Origin of the sequence: Amycolatopsis sp. NPDC023774 (genome assembly GCF_040639695.1) — a bacterium.
In the GTDB taxonomy this organism is placed as follows: Bacteria; Actinomycetota; Actinomycetes; order Mycobacteriales; family Pseudonocardiaceae; genus Amycolatopsis.
Genome location: NZ_JBFAAJ010000006.1, coordinates 60,899 through 76,490, shown reverse-complemented (window position 1 = coordinate 76,490; position 15,592 = coordinate 60,899). Strand labels below are relative to the sequence as shown.

Sequence of the window (15,592 nt, the reverse complement as noted above, 5' to 3'; positions counted from 1 at the left end):
AGCTACTCGGGCTTGCGTCCGCGGCGGGAGCGCTCGCGCCGGGCGTCGTAGCTGTTCAGCTGGTCCACCAGCGCCGACACGGTGTCGCGGTCGCGCGGGGAGAGCCGCATCGCGCGCTGTGCGAGGTCGCGGGCCCCGGTGTCGCGCCACGCGACGACGTCGGCGATCTGCCCGTCGACCCGGTCGGCCACGTCGTCGTCGAAGAAGTAGGTGACCGGCACGCCGAAGAACCGCGCCAGCGCCTGGATGTGCGAGCGCTTCGGGTCGCGCCGCGCCCCGACGGCGAGCTGCTGCACGTGGGTGGCCGACACGCTCACCCCGGTGAGCTCCGCCACCCCCTGTGCGATCTCGCGGTAGGAGTAGGGCTTGCGATCCGGCGGGTGCACTGTCGCGATCAAGCGCGCGAGCCGTTCGGCGAAGCTGGTCTCCTCGTCGGGACCATTCGCCGTGTCCCCGGTGTCCGGCGTCCCGGTCATCAGCCCCCCAACCGTCCTCCACTCGTGACGACGGGAAGCATAGCTGTCACGAAAACTTGACACCACCAGTCCCGTGATCGCTACACTCCCGCGCAAGGGATGTCGCGAAAACGAGACGGGCGCTCGCGTGTGGTCACTGGGGGTGGCCGCACGCGGGCGCCGGGAGTGGGCGGACCTACCGGACCTACCGGACATCCGGGACCGATCAGTCCGGCCGCGCTCGTCCGCTGTCCTGGCTCACAGGCTGCGGAGGTAGGTTGTGCGCCATGGTGCTGGAGAACGGTCCTGAAAGGACATCCGTCGTCGTCACCGGGGGCAGCGGCTTCATCGGCCGCGCGGCGGTGCGCGAGTTGCGCGATCGCGGCTATCCCGTCACCGTCGTGGACCGGGTCCCGTACGTCACCGAAGACGAGGGCGTGCGCGTGGTCACCGGCGATCTGCGCGACGCCGAAACCCGCGAAGCCGCCGTCACTCCGGGTACGGGCGCCATCGTCCACCTCGCGGCGCTCACGTCGGTGCTGAAGTCGGTGGAGCTGCCCGACGACACGTTCACCGAGAACGTCGCCGTGACCCACGGGCTGCTGGAGCTCGCGCGCGAACGCGGGGTGCAGACCTTCGTGCTCGCCTCCACCAACGCCGTGATCGGTGACGTCGGCACGTCGACCATCACCGTGGACCTGCCCACGCGGCCCCTCACGCCCTACGGCGCCACGAAGGCCGCGTGCGAGATGCTGCTCTCGGGCTACACCGGCGCGTACGGCATGACGACGTGCGCCTTGCGGTTCACCAACGTCTACGGCCCCGGCATGTCGCACAAGGACAGCTTCGTGCCGCGCATGATGCGCGCCGCGATGGCGGGCGAGGGCGTGCGCGTGTACGGCACGGGCGAGCAGCGCCGCGACCTCGTGCACGTGGACGACGTGGTGCGCGCCATCGCGCTCGCGCTCGAAAGCGGCTACAGCGGCCGCGCCATCGTCGGCGCCGGCCACTCGGTGTCGGTGCTGGAGATGGTCCAGACCGTGCGCGACGTGACGGGCGCCGAGCTGCCCGTGGAGCACGTGGCCGCGCCGAAGGGCGAGATGCCCGCGGTCGTCGTCGACGTGTCCGCCAGCGCCGCGACCATCGGTTTCACCCCGGCGATCTCGCTCGCCGACGGCCTCGCCACCGCTTGGAAGTACTTCTCGGAACTGGACCTGAAAGCGACCCCGTGAGCCTGTTCCTCCGCCGCCACGCCTTCCTGCTCCTCCTGCTCGTCGCGGGCACCGTCCTGCGCGTGCTCACGTGGGTGGCCTACCGGCCGGCGCTGCTGTACATCGACTCGTACCGGTATCTGGACAACCTCCACGCGCTGCGCGCCGACCAGCTCAACCCGATCGGCTACGACCTGATCCTGCGGCCGCTGCTGGCGGTCGGCGGGCTGTCGTGGGTCGCGGCCGTGCAGCACGTGGGCGGGCTGGCGATCGCGGTGGGGATCTACGCGCTGGCCCGCCGGCTCGGCGCGCGCCGCTGGGTCTCGGCGCTCGCGACGGCGCCGCTGCTGCTGGACGCTTACCAGCTGCAGATCGAGCAGAACATCATGTCCGAGGTGCTGTTCGAAGCGTTGCTGCTGGGGCTGTTGTGGCTCCTGCTGGCGAAGGGCGCGCCGAACTGGCGGCGGATCGCGCTCACGGGTCTCGTGGTCGGGTTCGCCGTACTGGTGCGGCTGATCGGCGCGGCGCTCGCGGTGCCGTTCCTGCTGTACGTGCTCAGCGCCGGCAGCGCCTGGCGGACGTGGCGCGGCTGGCGCAACGCCGGCATCGGCGTGCTGGCGATGCTCGTCGTGATCGTGCCCTACGCCGCGGAAGTCAAGGCGCAGACCGGAAAATGGGGGCTCACCGGACCCTCGGGCAGCATGCTCTACGGGCGCACCGCCGCCGTCGCCGACTGCCCGAACCTGCACCTGGCGCCCGAGGTGCAGGTGTTCTGCCCCACCGAAGACGTGTCCACGCGCCTGGTGGACAACTACACGCACGCCGACCTCGACCCGGCGTGGCCGGGCCCATTGCCGCCGGGCGCCGACCGGGCCGCGCTGGCGCACGAGTTCTCCATCGACGTGCTCAAGGTCCAGTGGTGGGACGTCGCGAAGGCGATCCTGAGCGACTTCTCCAAGAGCTTCCGGTTCACGCGCAGCACGGCGATCAACGACGTGCCGATCGACCGCTGGCAGTTCCAGCAGACCTACCCGGAGTGGAACGAGCCGGCCGACATCGCGATGATCACGCAGCAGTACGACGGCGTGAACCCGAGCGTGAACGAGCCGATCGCGACCTTCCTGCGCGACTACCAGATCAACGGCGGCTTCGTGCCCGGCGCCGTGCTCGGGTTCTTCGCCCTGCTCGGCCTGCTCACTTTGCTGCGCCGCAAGAAACCGCGCGACAAGGCCCGCAGCGGCGCGCTGCTCGCCGCGGGTTCCGGGCTGTTCCTCCTGTTCGCGTCGGCGGTGTTCGAATTCTCCTGGCGCTACCAGCTTCCGGCGCTCGTGCTGCTGCCCGTCGCGGGCGCGCTGGGCTTCACCACGCTCACGGCCGCGAGCCGGCGGCGCCTCGCTGCGTACCCGGACTCCGTGGATGTGGGCGCGGTCAAGGACTTCGACGACCGGCACCCGGGCGCGAAGCTGTCGGAGCTGACCGTGGTGATCGCCGCCTACAACGAGGCCGGCGGAATCGGCCAGGTGCTCGAGAAGATGCCCGACGAGTGCCTCGGCCTGCCGGTGGACGTGCTCGTGGTCGTCGACGGCGGCAGCGACGACACCGCCGCCGTCGCCGAGGAACACGGCGCCTACGTGTGCGTCGCACCGACGAACCGGGGACAGGGCGCGGCTTTGCGTCTCGGTTACCGAATCGCGGCCGAACGCGGCGCGCGCTATGTCGTGACGACCGACGGCGACGGCCAGTACGACAACAGCGAAATGGCGGAACTGGTCGCACCACTGCTCGACGACACCGCCGACTTCGTCACCGGATCGCGGCGGCTGGGCCACGAAGAGGCCGACAGCCGCATGCGCTGGCTCGGCGTGCGCGTGTTCGCGTGGCTCGCTTCGGCGCTGACGTGGCGGAAGATCACCGACACGTCCTTCGGTTTCCGGTCGATGCGCGCGGAGCTCGCGTGCGCGGTTCCGCTCAACGAGCCGCAGTACCAGTCTTCGGAACTGCTGCTGGGAGTCACCGCGCGCGGCGCCCGGGTGCTGGAACGGCCGATGAGCATGCGGCTGCGCAAGGCCGGCAAGAGCAAGAAGGGCGGCAGTGTCGTCTACGGCGCGAACTACGCGCGGGTCATGACGGGGACGTGGTGGCGGGGGTACGTGCTGCGCCGCGGGCGAACACGAAGCGGTCGAGCATCGTGAACTTCACCACGAAAACCAAAGCGTAACTGAGCACGTACGCACCGTCGATGAGAATGACCCACCACGCGTGCGGCAGGTCGAGCGGCGCGAGCAGATGCCCGGTGAGCGTGGTGAGCCCGACGGAGGCGAGCCCGCCGAGCGAGATGACGACGACGTAGGGCAGCAGCTCGCGCCCGACGGCTGGCTTGCCGCGCCGGCCCCAGACCCAGCGGCGGGTGAGGAAGAAATTCAGCACCGCGCCCGCGGCGAACGCGAACACGCTGGCCAGCCACGGAGCGCCGCCGACCGCGAGCACCGTGAGCAACGCCGCCTGGCTGAGCAACGTCGCCGCGACCGAACTGGTGGCCGCGCGGAAGAACCTGCCGGCGAGGCGACGCCGGGGCCGGGGTGAATCCTCCGTCGTGCGAGGCTCCACCGGGTTGGTTACCGTCGTCATGTCCCCCAGTCTCCCCTCGGGCCGATCGGCCTGCCGTCCGGCCCCCCGACGCACAGAAGATTCACAGCTGCCTGCCAGGTGATCATCAGCACTTGGTCGATAGGTTCGGACGTGTTCAAGGCGTCATGTACAAAGAGGAATCAGCGTGCTTGTCGCGTAAACGATACGGAAAGGCTCTTCAATGCGAGTGCTGGTTCTCGGCGGTGACGGCTACCTCGGCTGGCCCACGGCATTGCACTTGTCGGACAAAGGCCACGAAGTGGCTGTTCTGGACAACTACGCCCGCCGCAAGTACGACGTGGAGCTCGAAGCCGAGAGTCTCGTCCCCATCGAAGACCTGCCCGCGCGCATCGCGGCGTGGGAGGAGGTGTCGGGCAAGAAGATCGCTCTGTTCGAGGGCGACCTGTGCGACGCCGAGTTCACCTATTCGGCCGTGCGCGACTTCGCTCCCGATTCGATCGTCCACTTCGCCGAGCAGCGGTCCGCGCCGTACTCGATGATCGACCGCGAGCACGCCGTCTACACGCAGCAGAACAACGTCGTCGGCAACCTGAACGTGCTCTACGCGATCGCCGAGATCAACCCGGACATCCACCTGGTGAAACTCGGCACGATGGGCGAATACGGCACGCCCAACATCGACATCGAAGAGGGCTGGCTCGAGGTCGAGCACAACGGCCGCAAGGACCGCATGCTCTACCCGAAGAAGCCGGGCTCCTTCTACCACTTGTCGAAGGTGCACGACTCCCACAACATCGAGTTCGCGTGCCGCATCTGGGACCTGCGCGCCACCGACCTCAACCAGGGTGTCGTGTACGGCCAGCAGACGGCGCAGACCGCGCTCGACCCGCGCCTGGCGACCCGGTTCGACTACGACGCGGTGTTCGGCACCGTGCTGAACCGCTTCGTGATCCAGGCCGTGCTGGGTCAGCCGCTGACCGTCTACGGCAAGGGCGGGCAGACCCGTGGCCTGCTCGACATCCGCGACACCGTGGAGTGCATCCGGCTCGCCGTGGAGAACCCGGCCGACCGCGGGGAATTCCGCGTGTTCAACCAGATGACCGAGAGCTACTCGGTCGCCCAGATCGCGGAGATCGTGGCGAACACCTTCCCCGGCCCGGTCCAGATCGAGAACCTGGACAACCCGCGTGTGGAGCAGGCCGAGCACTACTACAACGTGAAGCACACCGGGCTGGTGGAGCTGGGTCTGCAGCCGCACCTGCTGTCCGACACGCTGATCGAGTCGTTGTTCGACATCGTCGGTTCGAACAAGCACCGCGTGAACGACGAGCGCATGCGCCCGACCGTCCGCTGGCGGGGTGCGGTCAAGTCCTGACCCCGTTCGCCGCTTTGGCACGCTGAAACGCCGGATCGCCGTTGCGCGGTCCGGCGTTTTTCATCGCGGCCCGGCAGGGGTCGGAAACTGTCGGTGGCGGATGAGATGCTTCTCCGGTCAGCCCCTCACGGGGATGGGAAACACGGAGCGGCAAGGGAAACGTGGCCGAACAGGTGGCAGCGCGCTGGAGTCGCGAGCAGGTCGCCGGGCTCGCGCCGGACCCGGCGTCGGCCAAGGCCGGGCGCGGGCTCGCGGTACCGGCGAAGTGGTCGGGCACCGGCGCTTCGGCGCGGGCGGTGTGGGGTTCGTGCCAGGGCAGTGGCGCGAAGCCGTACCGCACGGTGGTCGAGCTGGCGGGGCCGGCGTTCAAGTGCACGTGCCCGTCGCGGAAGTTCCCGTGCAAGCACGCGCTGGGGTTGTTGCTGCTGTGGTCGGCGGAGCAGGTGCCTTTCTCTGCCGAGGAGCCCGACGTCGCCACGTGGCTTGCCGAACGAGAGGCGCGGGCTTCCCGCGCGGAACGCAAGCCGGACGCGCCGAAGGACCTGGAAGCCGCGGCGAAACGCGCGCAGGAGCGGCTCGCGCGCGTCACCGCGGGCGCGGCCGAGCTGCGCGGCTGGCTCACCGACCGTGTCGGCGCCGGTTTCGCGAGCTTCGAGGGCGGTGGATTTTCAGGCGGGGGTTTCTCAGGCGGGGGTTTCGAGGGCAGGGGTTTCGAGGGCAGCGGTGCCGAGCAGCTGCGCGCGATGGCCGCGCGGATGATCGACGCCCAAGCACCGGGCCTGGCGGGCGGTCTGCGGCGCGCGGCCGGCCTCGTCGGGCGCGGCCGCGACTGGCCGGGTGATCTGCTGGCCGAGCTCTCGCTGCTGTACGTACTGGCGGGCGCGGCGCTTCGCCTGGACGAGCTGCCTTCGGCGCTGGCCGAAACCGTGCGCACGCGCCTGGGGTTCTCGGCGGGCACCGCGCAGGTGCTGGAGTCGGGCGAACGCGTCGCCGACCAGTGGCTCGTGACCGGCGCGGTCGACGACGAACAGGACAACCTCCGCACCCGGCGCACGTGGCTGCGCGGCCGGCATTCGGGGCGTGTGGCGCTGGTCCTGTCCTTCGCCCCGCCCGGGCGCCCGTTGGACAACTCCCTGCCTCCCGGCTACGTCGTGCCGGGCGAACTGGCCTTCCACCCGGGTGCGCTGCCCTTGCGCGCGCTCGTCGCCGATCGCACCGAGGCCGTGCCGACCCCGGTCCCCCGCGGCGACACCGTCTCGGACGCGTTGGCGGGGTGCGCCGAGGCCCTCGCCGTGGACCCGTGGCTCGACCGCTGGCCCGTTCTCCTGTCCGGCCTCACCCCCGCCCGTCACGACGGCGGCTGGACCCTGTCCGATGTGGACGGTGCCGCCCTGCCCCTGCTGCCGGGCGTCGACCCGTGGCCCCTGCTGGCCCTCGCCGCCGAACACCCGGTGACCCTCGCGGCCGAACTGACTCCGGCCGGCCTGCGCCCCCTGACGTGCTGGCACCCGAACGGGGTGGTGCGCCTGTGACCTCGACACGGTGGGAGAACCCGGAAACCTTGGCACCGCACGAAAACCCGCTCGCGCCACACCGGCCCGCGGCGCCGCCTTCGCGTCGCGCGACCCCGCCTGCGCCAAGGCTTCGCCCCAGCTCTCCAACCGGCGGGCTGTTGCCGCCGCGCCCGACCGATCGGCCCGGGCCGACAACGCACCACGCAACCACCCGCTCGACCCAAGCCCAGCGCCATCCGGCAAGCGGCGCCGGACAACGGTTGACGACGCGACCGACCCATCGGCCGAAGTCGGCAACGCACCACGCATCCGCCCCCTCGACCGAAGCGCAGCAGTATTCGGTACGCCCGACCGACCAACAGTTGTCGGCGCGCCCACCCGAACACCCCAAGCCCCCCACGCACCACGCCACCACCCCCTCGCCCCAAACCCAGCTCCACCCGCCAAGCGGCGCCGAAAAACGGGCGAGGACCCGACCGACCCATCGGCCGAAGTCGGCAACGCACCACACATGCGCCCCCTCGACCGAAGCGCAGCAGTATTCGGGACGCCCGACCGAACACCCCAAGCCCCCCACGCACCACGCCACCACCCCCTCGCCCCAAACCCAGCTCCACCCGCCAAGCACAGCCGGACAACGCTTCCCCACACCCCTGCCCCGGTCAACTGAGCCGACCCCCGGCCCAGGAACGCACCTCCCGTATCCGTGCTCCGCAACGGCGACCGGCCTCTCCTCCGCGCCGACCACCGCCCCGGGGCGGGGCGCGCGTCGGGCGTCGCGTCGTGGTGGGAAGGACGGGGCGGTGGTGGGCCGATGAAGGCGTGGGAGGACCTTGTCGGCACGGCGCTGCTGGGCACGCGCCGCCGGAGTCTGGATATGAGCGGGCTGCCGCCCGAGGTGCGGGAAGTCGCGGGCAAGACCGAAGACCAGGCAGACGCCGTGCTCGCCACCGCGGCGTTGCTCACCAACTACCGCCGCGCGGGCCGGCTGCCCGTGGCGAACGCGCGCCGGGAAGAGCCGGCCAAGCCCGACGGCCGGGCCTACGTCCCGCCGCTCGCGCGGGAGCGGCTGGCGCGGTTGCTGCATGCGAACCGCCCCGAGCTGCTCGAGGAGTGGCTGCACACGGTGGCCGGGCGGGGGTTCGGGGTGAGCCCGGAGCTGCTGCCGGCGCTGGCGGACGCGGCGCGGGCGCGGGTGTCGTTGCGGGCACCGCTCGCGGAGGTGGCGGGACCGGTCGGGGCATGGCTGGGTACGCGCAACACCGACTGGGCGTTCCTGGTCGCCGAGGTCGAGGACGACAGCGACGACGCCTGGCAGTTCGGCACTCCCGCGCGGCGTCAGGCGTGGTTCGAACGGGCACTCGCGCAGGATCCCGCGGCAGCGCGCGCGGCGCTCACGGCCACGTGGCGCACCGAGCCGGCCGACCTGCGCACGGTGTTCCTCACGGTGCTGGGCCGCCACCTCACGCGGGACGACGAGCCGTTCCTCGACGCCGCACTGTCCGACCGGGCGGCGGCGGTGCGCGACACGGCGATGCGGCTGCTCGGCGGGCTGCCGGACACGGAGCTCGGCAAACGGATGGCGGCACGGCTGCGGGAGTGCGTCACCGTGCACAGCCGATCGCTGCGGGCCGACGTCCTGCAGATCACGCTGCCTGGGCCGGACGACTCGCTGGTGCGCGACGGCGTCCGCGTGCCCCACGGACCCGGGCAGGACACCGCGCGGCTGCGGGCGATCATCGCCGCCACTCCCCTGGCGTTCTGGGCGGAGTTCGGCACGCCGGGCGACCTTGTGGGCATGCTCGTGGAGGGCTGCCCGCTCGCCGTGGTGCGCGAAAGCTGGGCCACGGCGGCGATCCGGCAGCGCGACGAAGCGTGGGCGCAGGCGCTCGTGGAAGCCGAACCCGGCGGCAGGGCCACGGCGGCGCTCGTCGGCGTGCTCGCGCCGGAGAAGCAGGCCGCCACCGTCGCCAAGCTGGCGCGCGGCCTGAAGGTCGAAGCGCTCACCCGGCTGATCCTCGACCTGCCGCAACCGTGGTCCGAGGAACTCGGCCGGGTGCTGCTCGACTGGGTCGGCGCGCAGCAGGACCACCGGCTCGTGGCCCACGCCGCCGCGCTCATCGCCAAGGCCGTGCCGCCGGCTTGCCTGCGCCATCGCCTGTCCATGGTCCCCCAGCCCGGCGAAGCCGCCCCGTGGCGGCGCGCTGTGGCCGAAACCCTGACTTTCCGCCGCGAAATGCACGAGGAGCTTTCATGACGTCCGCAGTCCTTCGGCCCCACGCCGAGCAGGAGTACGCCGGTGAACTGGCCGCGCTGGCCGCGGCCGACGACCGGGCGAAGCCGCCGTCGTGGCTGCTCTCGCCGTGGGCCGTGGTCACGTACCTGCTGGGCGGCACGCTGCCCGACGGCACCGAGATCAGCCCGAAGTACGTCGGTCCGCGGCGCCTGATCGAGGTCGCCGTCGCCACTCTTGCCACCGACCGCGCGCTGCTGCTGCTCGGCGTACCGGGCACCGCGAAGACGTGGGTGTCGGAGCACCTCGCCGCCGCCATCAGCGGCGACTCCACGCTGCTGGTACAGGGCACGGCGGGCACGGCCGAAGAGCAGATCCGCTATGGCTGGAACTACGCACGCCTGATCGCCGAGGGCCCGAGCGAGCAAGCGCTCGTGGAGAGCCCGATCCTGCGCGCGATGCGCGACGGCAAGGTGGCCCGTCTCGAGGAGCTCACCCGCATCCCGGCCGATGTGCAGGACTCCCTGATCACCGTCCTGTCGGAGAAAACCCTGCCCGTGCCCGAACTCGGCACGGAAGTTCAAGCGCGCCCCGGCTTCACGCTCGTGGCCACCGCGAACAACCGCGACAAGGGCGTGAACGAGCTGTCGAGCGCGTTGCGCCGCCGGTTCAACACGGTGGTGCTGCCGCTGCCGGACACCGCCGAGGCCGAGGTGGAGATCGTCAGCCGCCGGGTCGCACAGCTGGGCGCCTCGCTCGCCCTGCCGGCCGAAGCCGCCGAACTGGCCGAGATCCGCCGGGTCGTCACGGTGTTCCGCGAACTGCGCGCCGGCCGGACCGAGGACGGGCGCACGGCGGTCAAGACCCCGTCGGGCACGCTGTCGACCGCCGAGGCGATCAGCGTGCTCACCGGCGGGCTCGCGCTCGCCGCGCACTTCGGCGACGGCGTGCTGCGGGCGCAAGACGTCGCGGCGGGCATCCACGGCGCCGTGGTGAAGGACCCGGTCGCCGACCGCGCGATCTGGATCGAGTACCTCGAGACCGTGGTCCGCGAACGCGACGGCTGGGCCGACTTCTACCGTGCGGGGCAGGAGATCAGCGGATGACCACGCACCTGCTCGGGATCCGGCACCACGGGCCGGGTTCGGCTCGGGCGGTGGCCGCGAGGCTCGCCGAGCTGGAGCCCGACGTGGTGCACATCGAGGGCCCGCCCGAAGCCGACCGGCTCGTGAACCTGGCGGCCGACGAGGACATGCGGCCGCCCGTCGCGTTGCTCGCGTACGCGGCCGACGACGTGTCGCGCGCGGCGTTCTGGCCGTTCGCGGTGTTCAGCCCCGAGTGGCAGGCCCTGCGCTACGCGGCGGAGGCCGGCGTGCCGGTGCGGTTCTGCGACCTGCCGGCCACGCACCAGTTCGCGCTCGGCGACGAGGATCGCGTGCCGCGCACCGACCCGCTCGCCGAGCTGGCGGCCGCGGGCGGGTACGACGATCCCGAGCGGTGGTGGGACGACGTCGTGGAGTCGCGGCGCGGCGGGGAGTCGCCGTTCGAGGTGATCGCGGAGGCGATGACCGCGCTGCGCGAGGACGAACGCCCGGCGGATCTCCACGAGCAGCGCCGCGAGGCGTACATGCGCGGCGTGCTGCGCAAGACGCGCAAGGAAGGCTTCGAACGCATCGCCGTGGTGTGCGGCGCGTGGCACGTGCCGGCGCTGGCCGATCCCCTGCCACCGGCCAGCCACGACCAGACCGTCCTCAAAGGACTGCGGAAGCGCAAGGTCGTGTGCACGTGGGTGCCGTGGACCCACAGCCGGCTCGCGACGGCGAGCGGTTACGGCGCGGGCGTGCGCTCGCCCGGCTGGTACCACCACCTGTTCACCACGGCCGACGACGTCACCGCGCGCTGGCTCACCGGCGTGGCCGGGGTGCTGCGTGAGGAGGACCTGCCGGTCTCGACCGCGCACGTGATCGAGGCCGTGCGGCTGGCCGAAACGCTGGCGGCGCTGCGCGGCCGGTCCTCGGCGGGCCTGGCGGAGGTCGACGCCGCGACGCGCTCGGTGCTGTGCTCGGGCGACGACGTGCAGGCCGACCTCGTCACGCGCAAGCTCGTGGTCGGCGAACGTCTCGGCGAAGTCCCCGAATCCGTGCCGCAGGCTCCGCTGGCGGCCGACCTGATCGCGACCGCGCGCCGGCTGCGGCTCAAGCGCGAGCCGACCGCGCGCGAGCTCGATCTCGACCTGCGCACGCCCGGCGGCCTCGACCGCTCGCGGCTGCTGCACCGGCTGCGCCTGCTCGACATCCCTTGGGGCACGCCGGAAATCTCGGCGACCCGCAGCAAGGGCACCTTCCGCGAGACGTGGACGCTGTGCTGGGAGCCGGGCTTCGAGGTCGACCTGGTCGCGGCCGCCGTGCACGGCACCACGGTCGCCTCGGCCGCGTCCGCCCGCGTGCGCGAGGCCATGGCCGGCAAGCCGCCGCTCGCCGACATCACCACGGCCGTCGAGGGCTGCCTGCTCGGCGGTCTCGGCGACGCGCTGCCGGAAGTGCTGACCGCACTCGACGTCCGCGCGGCAGCCGACACCGACGTCGCCGACCTCATGACCTCGTTGCCTCCGCTGGCCCGGTCGACCCGCTACGGCGACGTGCGCCGAACCGACACCGCGCAGCTGCGGGAGGTCGCGGACCGCCTGCTCACCCGCGTGTGCGCCGGGCTGCCGCCGGCCGTCCACGGCATCGACGACGACGCGGCCCGGAAGTTCTGCGACCTGGTCGACAACGTCCACGAAGCCACGACCCTCCTCGGCGACGCGGCACGCGAACGCTGGCTCACCGCGCTGCGCAAGCTCGCCGGCCGCGACTCCCTGCCGCCGCTGCTGTCCGGCCGCATCGTGCGCCTGCTCCACGACGCCGACCTGTTCGACGGCGCGGAGGTCGAGCTGCGGCTCGGCCGCGCGCTCACCCCGGGTGTCGCGCCGGCCGCGGGCGCCGCCTACGTCGAGGGCTTCTTCGCCGGCGGCGCGCTCCTGCTGGTCCACGACGAGCACATGCTGCGGATCGTCGACACCTGGCTGGGCACCATCCCGTCCGACGTGTTCACCGAGGTACTTCCCTTGCTACGCCGCACTTTCGGCGCGTTCGCAGGACCGGAGAAACGCGCCATCGGGCAACGCGCCGCCACTCTCTCCGGCGGCGCCCCCGCGGCTCGCCACGCTTCCGAAGAGCTGGACGAGCTCCGCGCCCGCAGTGCCCTGCCCGTGCTCGCGACTCTTCTCGGAGCAGCGTCATGACCACCCCGGACCCCGATCGTCTGCGCCGCTGGCGCCTCGTGCTCGGCGGCGGCGAAGACGGCACCGGCCGCTCGTTGTCCGAAGAGGACAGTGGCCTCGACGCCGTGCTCGCGGCGCTCTACGACCGGCGCGACGAGCCCACCCGCTCGGGCGACCGCCGCGGCGCGACCTTGAACTCCTCGGCGCCGCGAGTCGCCCGCTGGCTCGGCGACATCCGGCGGTACTTCCCGGGTTCGGTCGTGCAGGTGATGCAGCGCGACGCCGTCGACCGGCTCGGCCTCACCCGGATGCTGATGGAGCCGGAGCTGCTGAGCGCGGTCGAGCCCGACGTGCACCTGGTCGGCACGCTGCTGTCGCTCAACGGCGTACTGCCCGAGGAGACGAAGGAGACGGCGCGCTCGGTCGTGCGCGCCGTCGTGGCCGAGCTCGAGGAACGGCTGGCCGAACCCACGCGTGCGGCGATCCGGGGCGCGCTCGACCGGGCCGCCCGCACCCAGCGCCCGCGCGCCGCGGACATCGACTGGGCCCGCACCGTGCGCACGAACCTGAAGCACTACTCCCCCGAGCTGAAGACCATCGTGCCCGAGCGGCTGGTCGGCTTCGGCCGGCGGCAGCACAACGTGCAGCGCGAGGTGATCCTGGCCGTGGACCAGTCCGGGTCGATGGCCGAGTCGGTGGTGTACTCGGGCCTGTTCGGCGCCGTGCTCGCGTCCATGCGGGCGCTGAGCACGAAGTTCGTCGCGTTCGACACGGCCGTGGTCGACCTCACCGAGCACCTCGACGACCCCGTCGAGCTGCTCTTCGGCACCCAGCTCGGCGGCGGCACCGACATCAACCGCGCCATCACCTACTGCCAGGGCCTCGTCGAACGCCCCGAGCAGACGCTGCTGGTGCTCATCAGCGACCTCTACGAGGGCGGCGTGCGCGAGGAGCTCCTGCGCCGCGTCGGCGAGTTGGTCGGCTCGGGCGTGCAGGTCGTGACCCTGCTGGCCCTGTCGGACTCCGGCGCGCCGTTCTACGACCACGAGAACGCCGCCGCGCTGGCCGAGCTCGGGGTGCCGGCCTTCGCGTGCACGCCGGACCTGTTCCCGGAGCTGATGGCCGCGGCCCTGCGCCGTGAGGACCTCGGCCGCTGGGTGAGCGCCGCCACCGCGAACGGGGATTAAACCGACCGGTCATCTGGTTGAAGAAGACAGAACGAGACTTCGAAGAGAGGACGGGTAACCATGAAGGTTCGCGCGTCGGTCAGGTCGCTGGCTCGCCAGCAGGGGGCGCAGGTCATCCGCAGGCACGGCAAGATCCTCGTGATCAACCGCGACAACCCGCGGAACAAGGCTCGCCAGGGCTGAGCTGCACAGCGTCGGGCGCCATCCACCTCAGGTGGGTGGCGCCCTTTTTTGTACGCTCAGGCCGGCGTCGGGATGCGTTCGTCCGCCCGGCGGAACGCCATGACACCGTCGTCGAGCCGGTTGAGCCGCATGTCGGCCAGGTCCAGCAGGTAGTTCTGGCGCATCACCCACGGGCGGCGGCCACCTTGTTTCGGCAGGGCCGCGGTGGCGCGTTTGACGTAACCCGACATCAGGTCGACGACCGGGCGCAGGCCCGTGGTCGGGGCGCGACCGGGGTCGGGGGAGCAGGCGACGTAGCCGTGGCGGTCCATGTGCGAGATCAGCCGGCAGACGTACTGGGAAGCCAGATCGGCGCGCAGTGTCCACGAGTTGTTGGTGTAGCCCACGCACCACGCCAGGTTGGGGATGCCGCCGAACATCATGCCCTTGTAGACGAGCTGCTCACCCGGGTTGATGGCCCGCCCGTCGACGGTCAACGCGACCTGGCCGAACGCGACCATCCGCAGGCCGGTCGCGGTGACGATGACGTCGGCGGGCAGCTCGCGGCCCGACGCCAGCCGGATGCCGTCCGGGGTGAAGCGGCTGATGTGGTCGGTGACCACGTCGGCCTTGCCGCTGCGCAGGGCGCGGAACAGGTCGGCGTCGGGCACCAGGCACAGGCGCTGGTCCCACGGGTTGTAGTCGGGCACGAAATGCGGGTCGACGGGGATGGACGGTGGCAGCTGCTTGGCCACGCCGTCGCGCAGCACCGCGGCCGCGCGCTCGGGCAGGCGGCGCATGAGCTGGAAGAACAGGGTGCCCATCACCACGTTCTTGCCGCGCACCAGCCGGTGCGCGAGGTTCTCCGGCAGCACGGCCCGCAGGCGGTCGGCCAGCGCGTCGGCCCCGGGGCGCGCGACGACGTAGCTCGGCGAGCGCTGCAGCATGGTCACCGAAGCCGCTTCGGGCGCCATCGCCGGCACCAGGGTCACGGCGGTGGCGCCGCTGCCGATCACGACGACGTTCTTGCCCGCGTAGTCCAGGTCCGCGGGCCAGTGCTGCGGGTGCACGATCTTGCCGGCGAAGTCCTCGCGGCCCGGGAAGTCGACGACGTGGCCGCTGTCGTAGCTGTAGTAGCCGCTGCACAGGTACAGGAACGAGCAGGTGAACGTGGCCCGCTCGCCGTCGTGCTCGGCCTCGACCGTCCAGCGCGCTTCGGCCGAGGACCACGAAGCGGACACCACGCGGTGCCGGAAGCGGATGTGGCGCTCGACGCCGTAGGCCTCGGCCGTCGCGCGGATGTAGCTGAGGATCGAGGGACCGTCGGCGATGGCCTTCGGGTCCTTCCACGGCCGGAACGGGTAACCCAGCGTGAACATGTCCGAGTCGGACCGGATGCCGGGGTAGCGGAAGAGGTCCCAGGTCCCGCCGATCGAGTCGCGGGCCTCCAGGATCGCGTACGTCTTGCCGGGAGTCCGCAGCTGCAGGCGGCACGCCGCCCCGATCCCGGACAACCCCGCACCCACCACGAGGACGTCGACGTGCGTGGCGATCGTGATCACTCTCCCCGGCTCGAGCATGCTCCCGAGATCGTACCGTCGGAA

Annotated in this window: 12 protein-coding genes; 9 read left to right on the top strand and 3 right to left on the bottom strand. The window is 71.7% G+C overall.

Annotated features, from left to right (window positions below):
* Positions 1-2: 2 nt before the first annotated feature.
* A complete protein-coding gene (locus AB0F91_RS16525) occupies positions 3-476 on the bottom strand; it encodes a helix-turn-helix domain-containing protein (RefSeq protein ID WP_360598381.1) in 474 nt (157 codons plus the stop codon).
* Between the two features lie 266 nt (positions 477-742).
* On the opposite strand from AB0F91_RS16525, the gene AB0F91_RS16520 reads away from it, so the two are divergent.
* Both AB0F91_RS16520 and AB0F91_RS16515 read left to right on the top strand, forming a co-directional pair.
* Positions 743-1,687, top strand: coding sequence for an NAD-dependent epimerase/dehydratase family protein (locus AB0F91_RS16520; RefSeq protein WP_360598380.1), 945 nt, complete (start codon positions 743-745; stop codon positions 1,685-1,687).
* Positions 1,684-3,858 carry a glycosyltransferase family 2 protein gene (locus AB0F91_RS16515; protein ID WP_360598379.1) on the top strand — a complete coding sequence of 725 codons (2,175 nt, stop codon included), beginning with the start codon at positions 1,684-1,686 and terminating at the stop codon, positions 3,856-3,858. Before AB0F91_RS16520 ends, AB0F91_RS16515 begins: the two co-directional genes overlap by 4 nt.
* Here the strand turns inward: AB0F91_RS16515 and AB0F91_RS16510 are convergent.
* Positions 3,788-4,294, bottom strand: a complete 507-nt coding sequence (locus AB0F91_RS16510) for a GtrA family protein (RefSeq protein ID WP_360598378.1) — start codon at positions 4,292-4,294, stop codon at positions 3,788-3,790. The two genes, AB0F91_RS16515 and AB0F91_RS16510, sit on opposite strands and share 71 nt — an antisense overlap.
* 181 nt (positions 4,295-4,475) lie before the next feature.
* Between AB0F91_RS16510 and AB0F91_RS16505 the strand changes: the two genes are divergently transcribed.
* The 7 genes from AB0F91_RS16505 to rpmJ all read left to right on the top strand — a co-directional run bounded on the left by AB0F91_RS16505 (position 4,476) and on the right by rpmJ (position 14,009).
* On the top strand, positions 4,476-5,630 hold the full coding sequence (locus tag AB0F91_RS16505; protein WP_360598377.1) for an NAD-dependent epimerase/dehydratase family protein: 1,155 nt from the start codon (positions 4,476-4,478) through the stop codon (positions 5,628-5,630).
* 161 nt (positions 5,631-5,791) lie between these two features.
* A complete protein-coding gene (locus AB0F91_RS16500) occupies positions 5,792-7,162 on the top strand; it encodes an SWIM zinc finger family protein (protein WP_360598376.1) in 1,371 nt (456 codons plus the stop codon).
* A 796-nt stretch (positions 7,163-7,958) separates the two neighbouring features.
* The gene (locus AB0F91_RS16495; protein ID WP_360598375.1) at positions 7,959-9,401 is read left to right on the top strand and encodes a DUF5691 domain-containing protein; all 1,443 of its coding nucleotides are present in this window, start codon (positions 7,959-7,961) and stop codon (positions 9,399-9,401) included.
* On the top strand, positions 9,398-10,483 hold the full coding sequence (locus AB0F91_RS16490) for an AAA family ATPase (RefSeq protein WP_360598374.1): 1,086 nt from the start codon (positions 9,398-9,400) through the stop codon (positions 10,481-10,483). Before AB0F91_RS16495 ends, AB0F91_RS16490 begins: the two co-directional genes overlap by 4 nt.
* Complete coding sequence (locus AB0F91_RS16485) at positions 10,480-12,660, top strand: DUF5682 family protein (protein WP_360598373.1); 2,181 nt, start codon at positions 10,480-10,482, stop codon at positions 12,658-12,660. Before AB0F91_RS16490 ends, AB0F91_RS16485 begins: the two co-directional genes overlap by 4 nt.
* Positions 12,657-13,826 carry a VWA domain-containing protein gene (locus AB0F91_RS16480; protein ID WP_360598372.1) on the top strand — a complete coding sequence of 390 codons (1,170 nt, stop codon included), beginning with the start codon at positions 12,657-12,659 and terminating at the stop codon, positions 13,824-13,826. Before AB0F91_RS16485 ends, AB0F91_RS16480 begins: the two co-directional genes overlap by 4 nt.
* Positions 13,827-13,886: 60 nt before the next feature.
* Positions 13,887-14,009, top strand: coding sequence for a 50S ribosomal protein L36 (gene rpmJ, locus AB0F91_RS16475; RefSeq protein WP_220241881.1), 123 nt, complete (start codon positions 13,887-13,889; stop codon positions 14,007-14,009).
* A gap of 56 nt (positions 14,010-14,065) precedes the next feature.
* On the opposite strand, the gene AB0F91_RS16470 is transcribed toward rpmJ, so the two are convergent.
* The gene (locus AB0F91_RS16470; RefSeq protein WP_360598371.1) at positions 14,066-15,568 is read right to left on the bottom strand and encodes an NAD(P)/FAD-dependent oxidoreductase; all 1,503 of its coding nucleotides are present in this window, start codon (positions 15,566-15,568) and stop codon (positions 14,066-14,068) included.
* Positions 15,569-15,592 lie beyond the last annotated feature (24 nt).

Coding starts and splice junctions, on each gene's coding strand:
- AB0F91_RS16505 (WP_360598377.1), top strand. CDS start 4,476: ATGCGAGTGCTGGTTCTCGGCGGTGACGGCTACCTCGGCTGGCCCACG.
- AB0F91_RS16485 (WP_360598373.1), top strand. CDS start 10,480: ATGACCACGCACCTGCTCGGGATCCGGCACCACGGGCCGGGTTCGGCT.
- rpmJ (WP_220241881.1), top strand. CDS start 13,887: ATGAAGGTTCGCGCGTCGGTCAGGTCGCTGGCTCGCCAGCAGGGGGCG.
- AB0F91_RS16490 (WP_360598374.1), top strand. CDS start 9,398: ATGACGTCCGCAGTCCTTCGGCCCCACGCCGAGCAGGAGTACGCCGGT.
- AB0F91_RS16520 (WP_360598380.1), top strand. CDS start 743: ATGGTGCTGGAGAACGGTCCTGAAAGGACATCCGTCGTCGTCACCGGG.
- AB0F91_RS16525 (WP_360598381.1), bottom strand. CDS start 476: ATGACCGGGACGCCGGACACCGGGGACACGGCGAATGGTCCCGACGAG.
- AB0F91_RS16470 (WP_360598371.1), bottom strand. CDS start 15,568: ATGCTCGAGCCGGGGAGAGTGATCACGATCGCCACGCACGTCGACGTC.
- AB0F91_RS16510 (WP_360598378.1), bottom strand. CDS start 4,294: ATGACGACGGTAACCAACCCGGTGGAGCCTCGCACGACGGAGGATTCA.
- AB0F91_RS16495 (WP_360598375.1), top strand. CDS start 7,959: ATGAAGGCGTGGGAGGACCTTGTCGGCACGGCGCTGCTGGGCACGCGC.
- AB0F91_RS16480 (WP_360598372.1), top strand. CDS start 12,657: ATGACCACCCCGGACCCCGATCGTCTGCGCCGCTGGCGCCTCGTGCTC.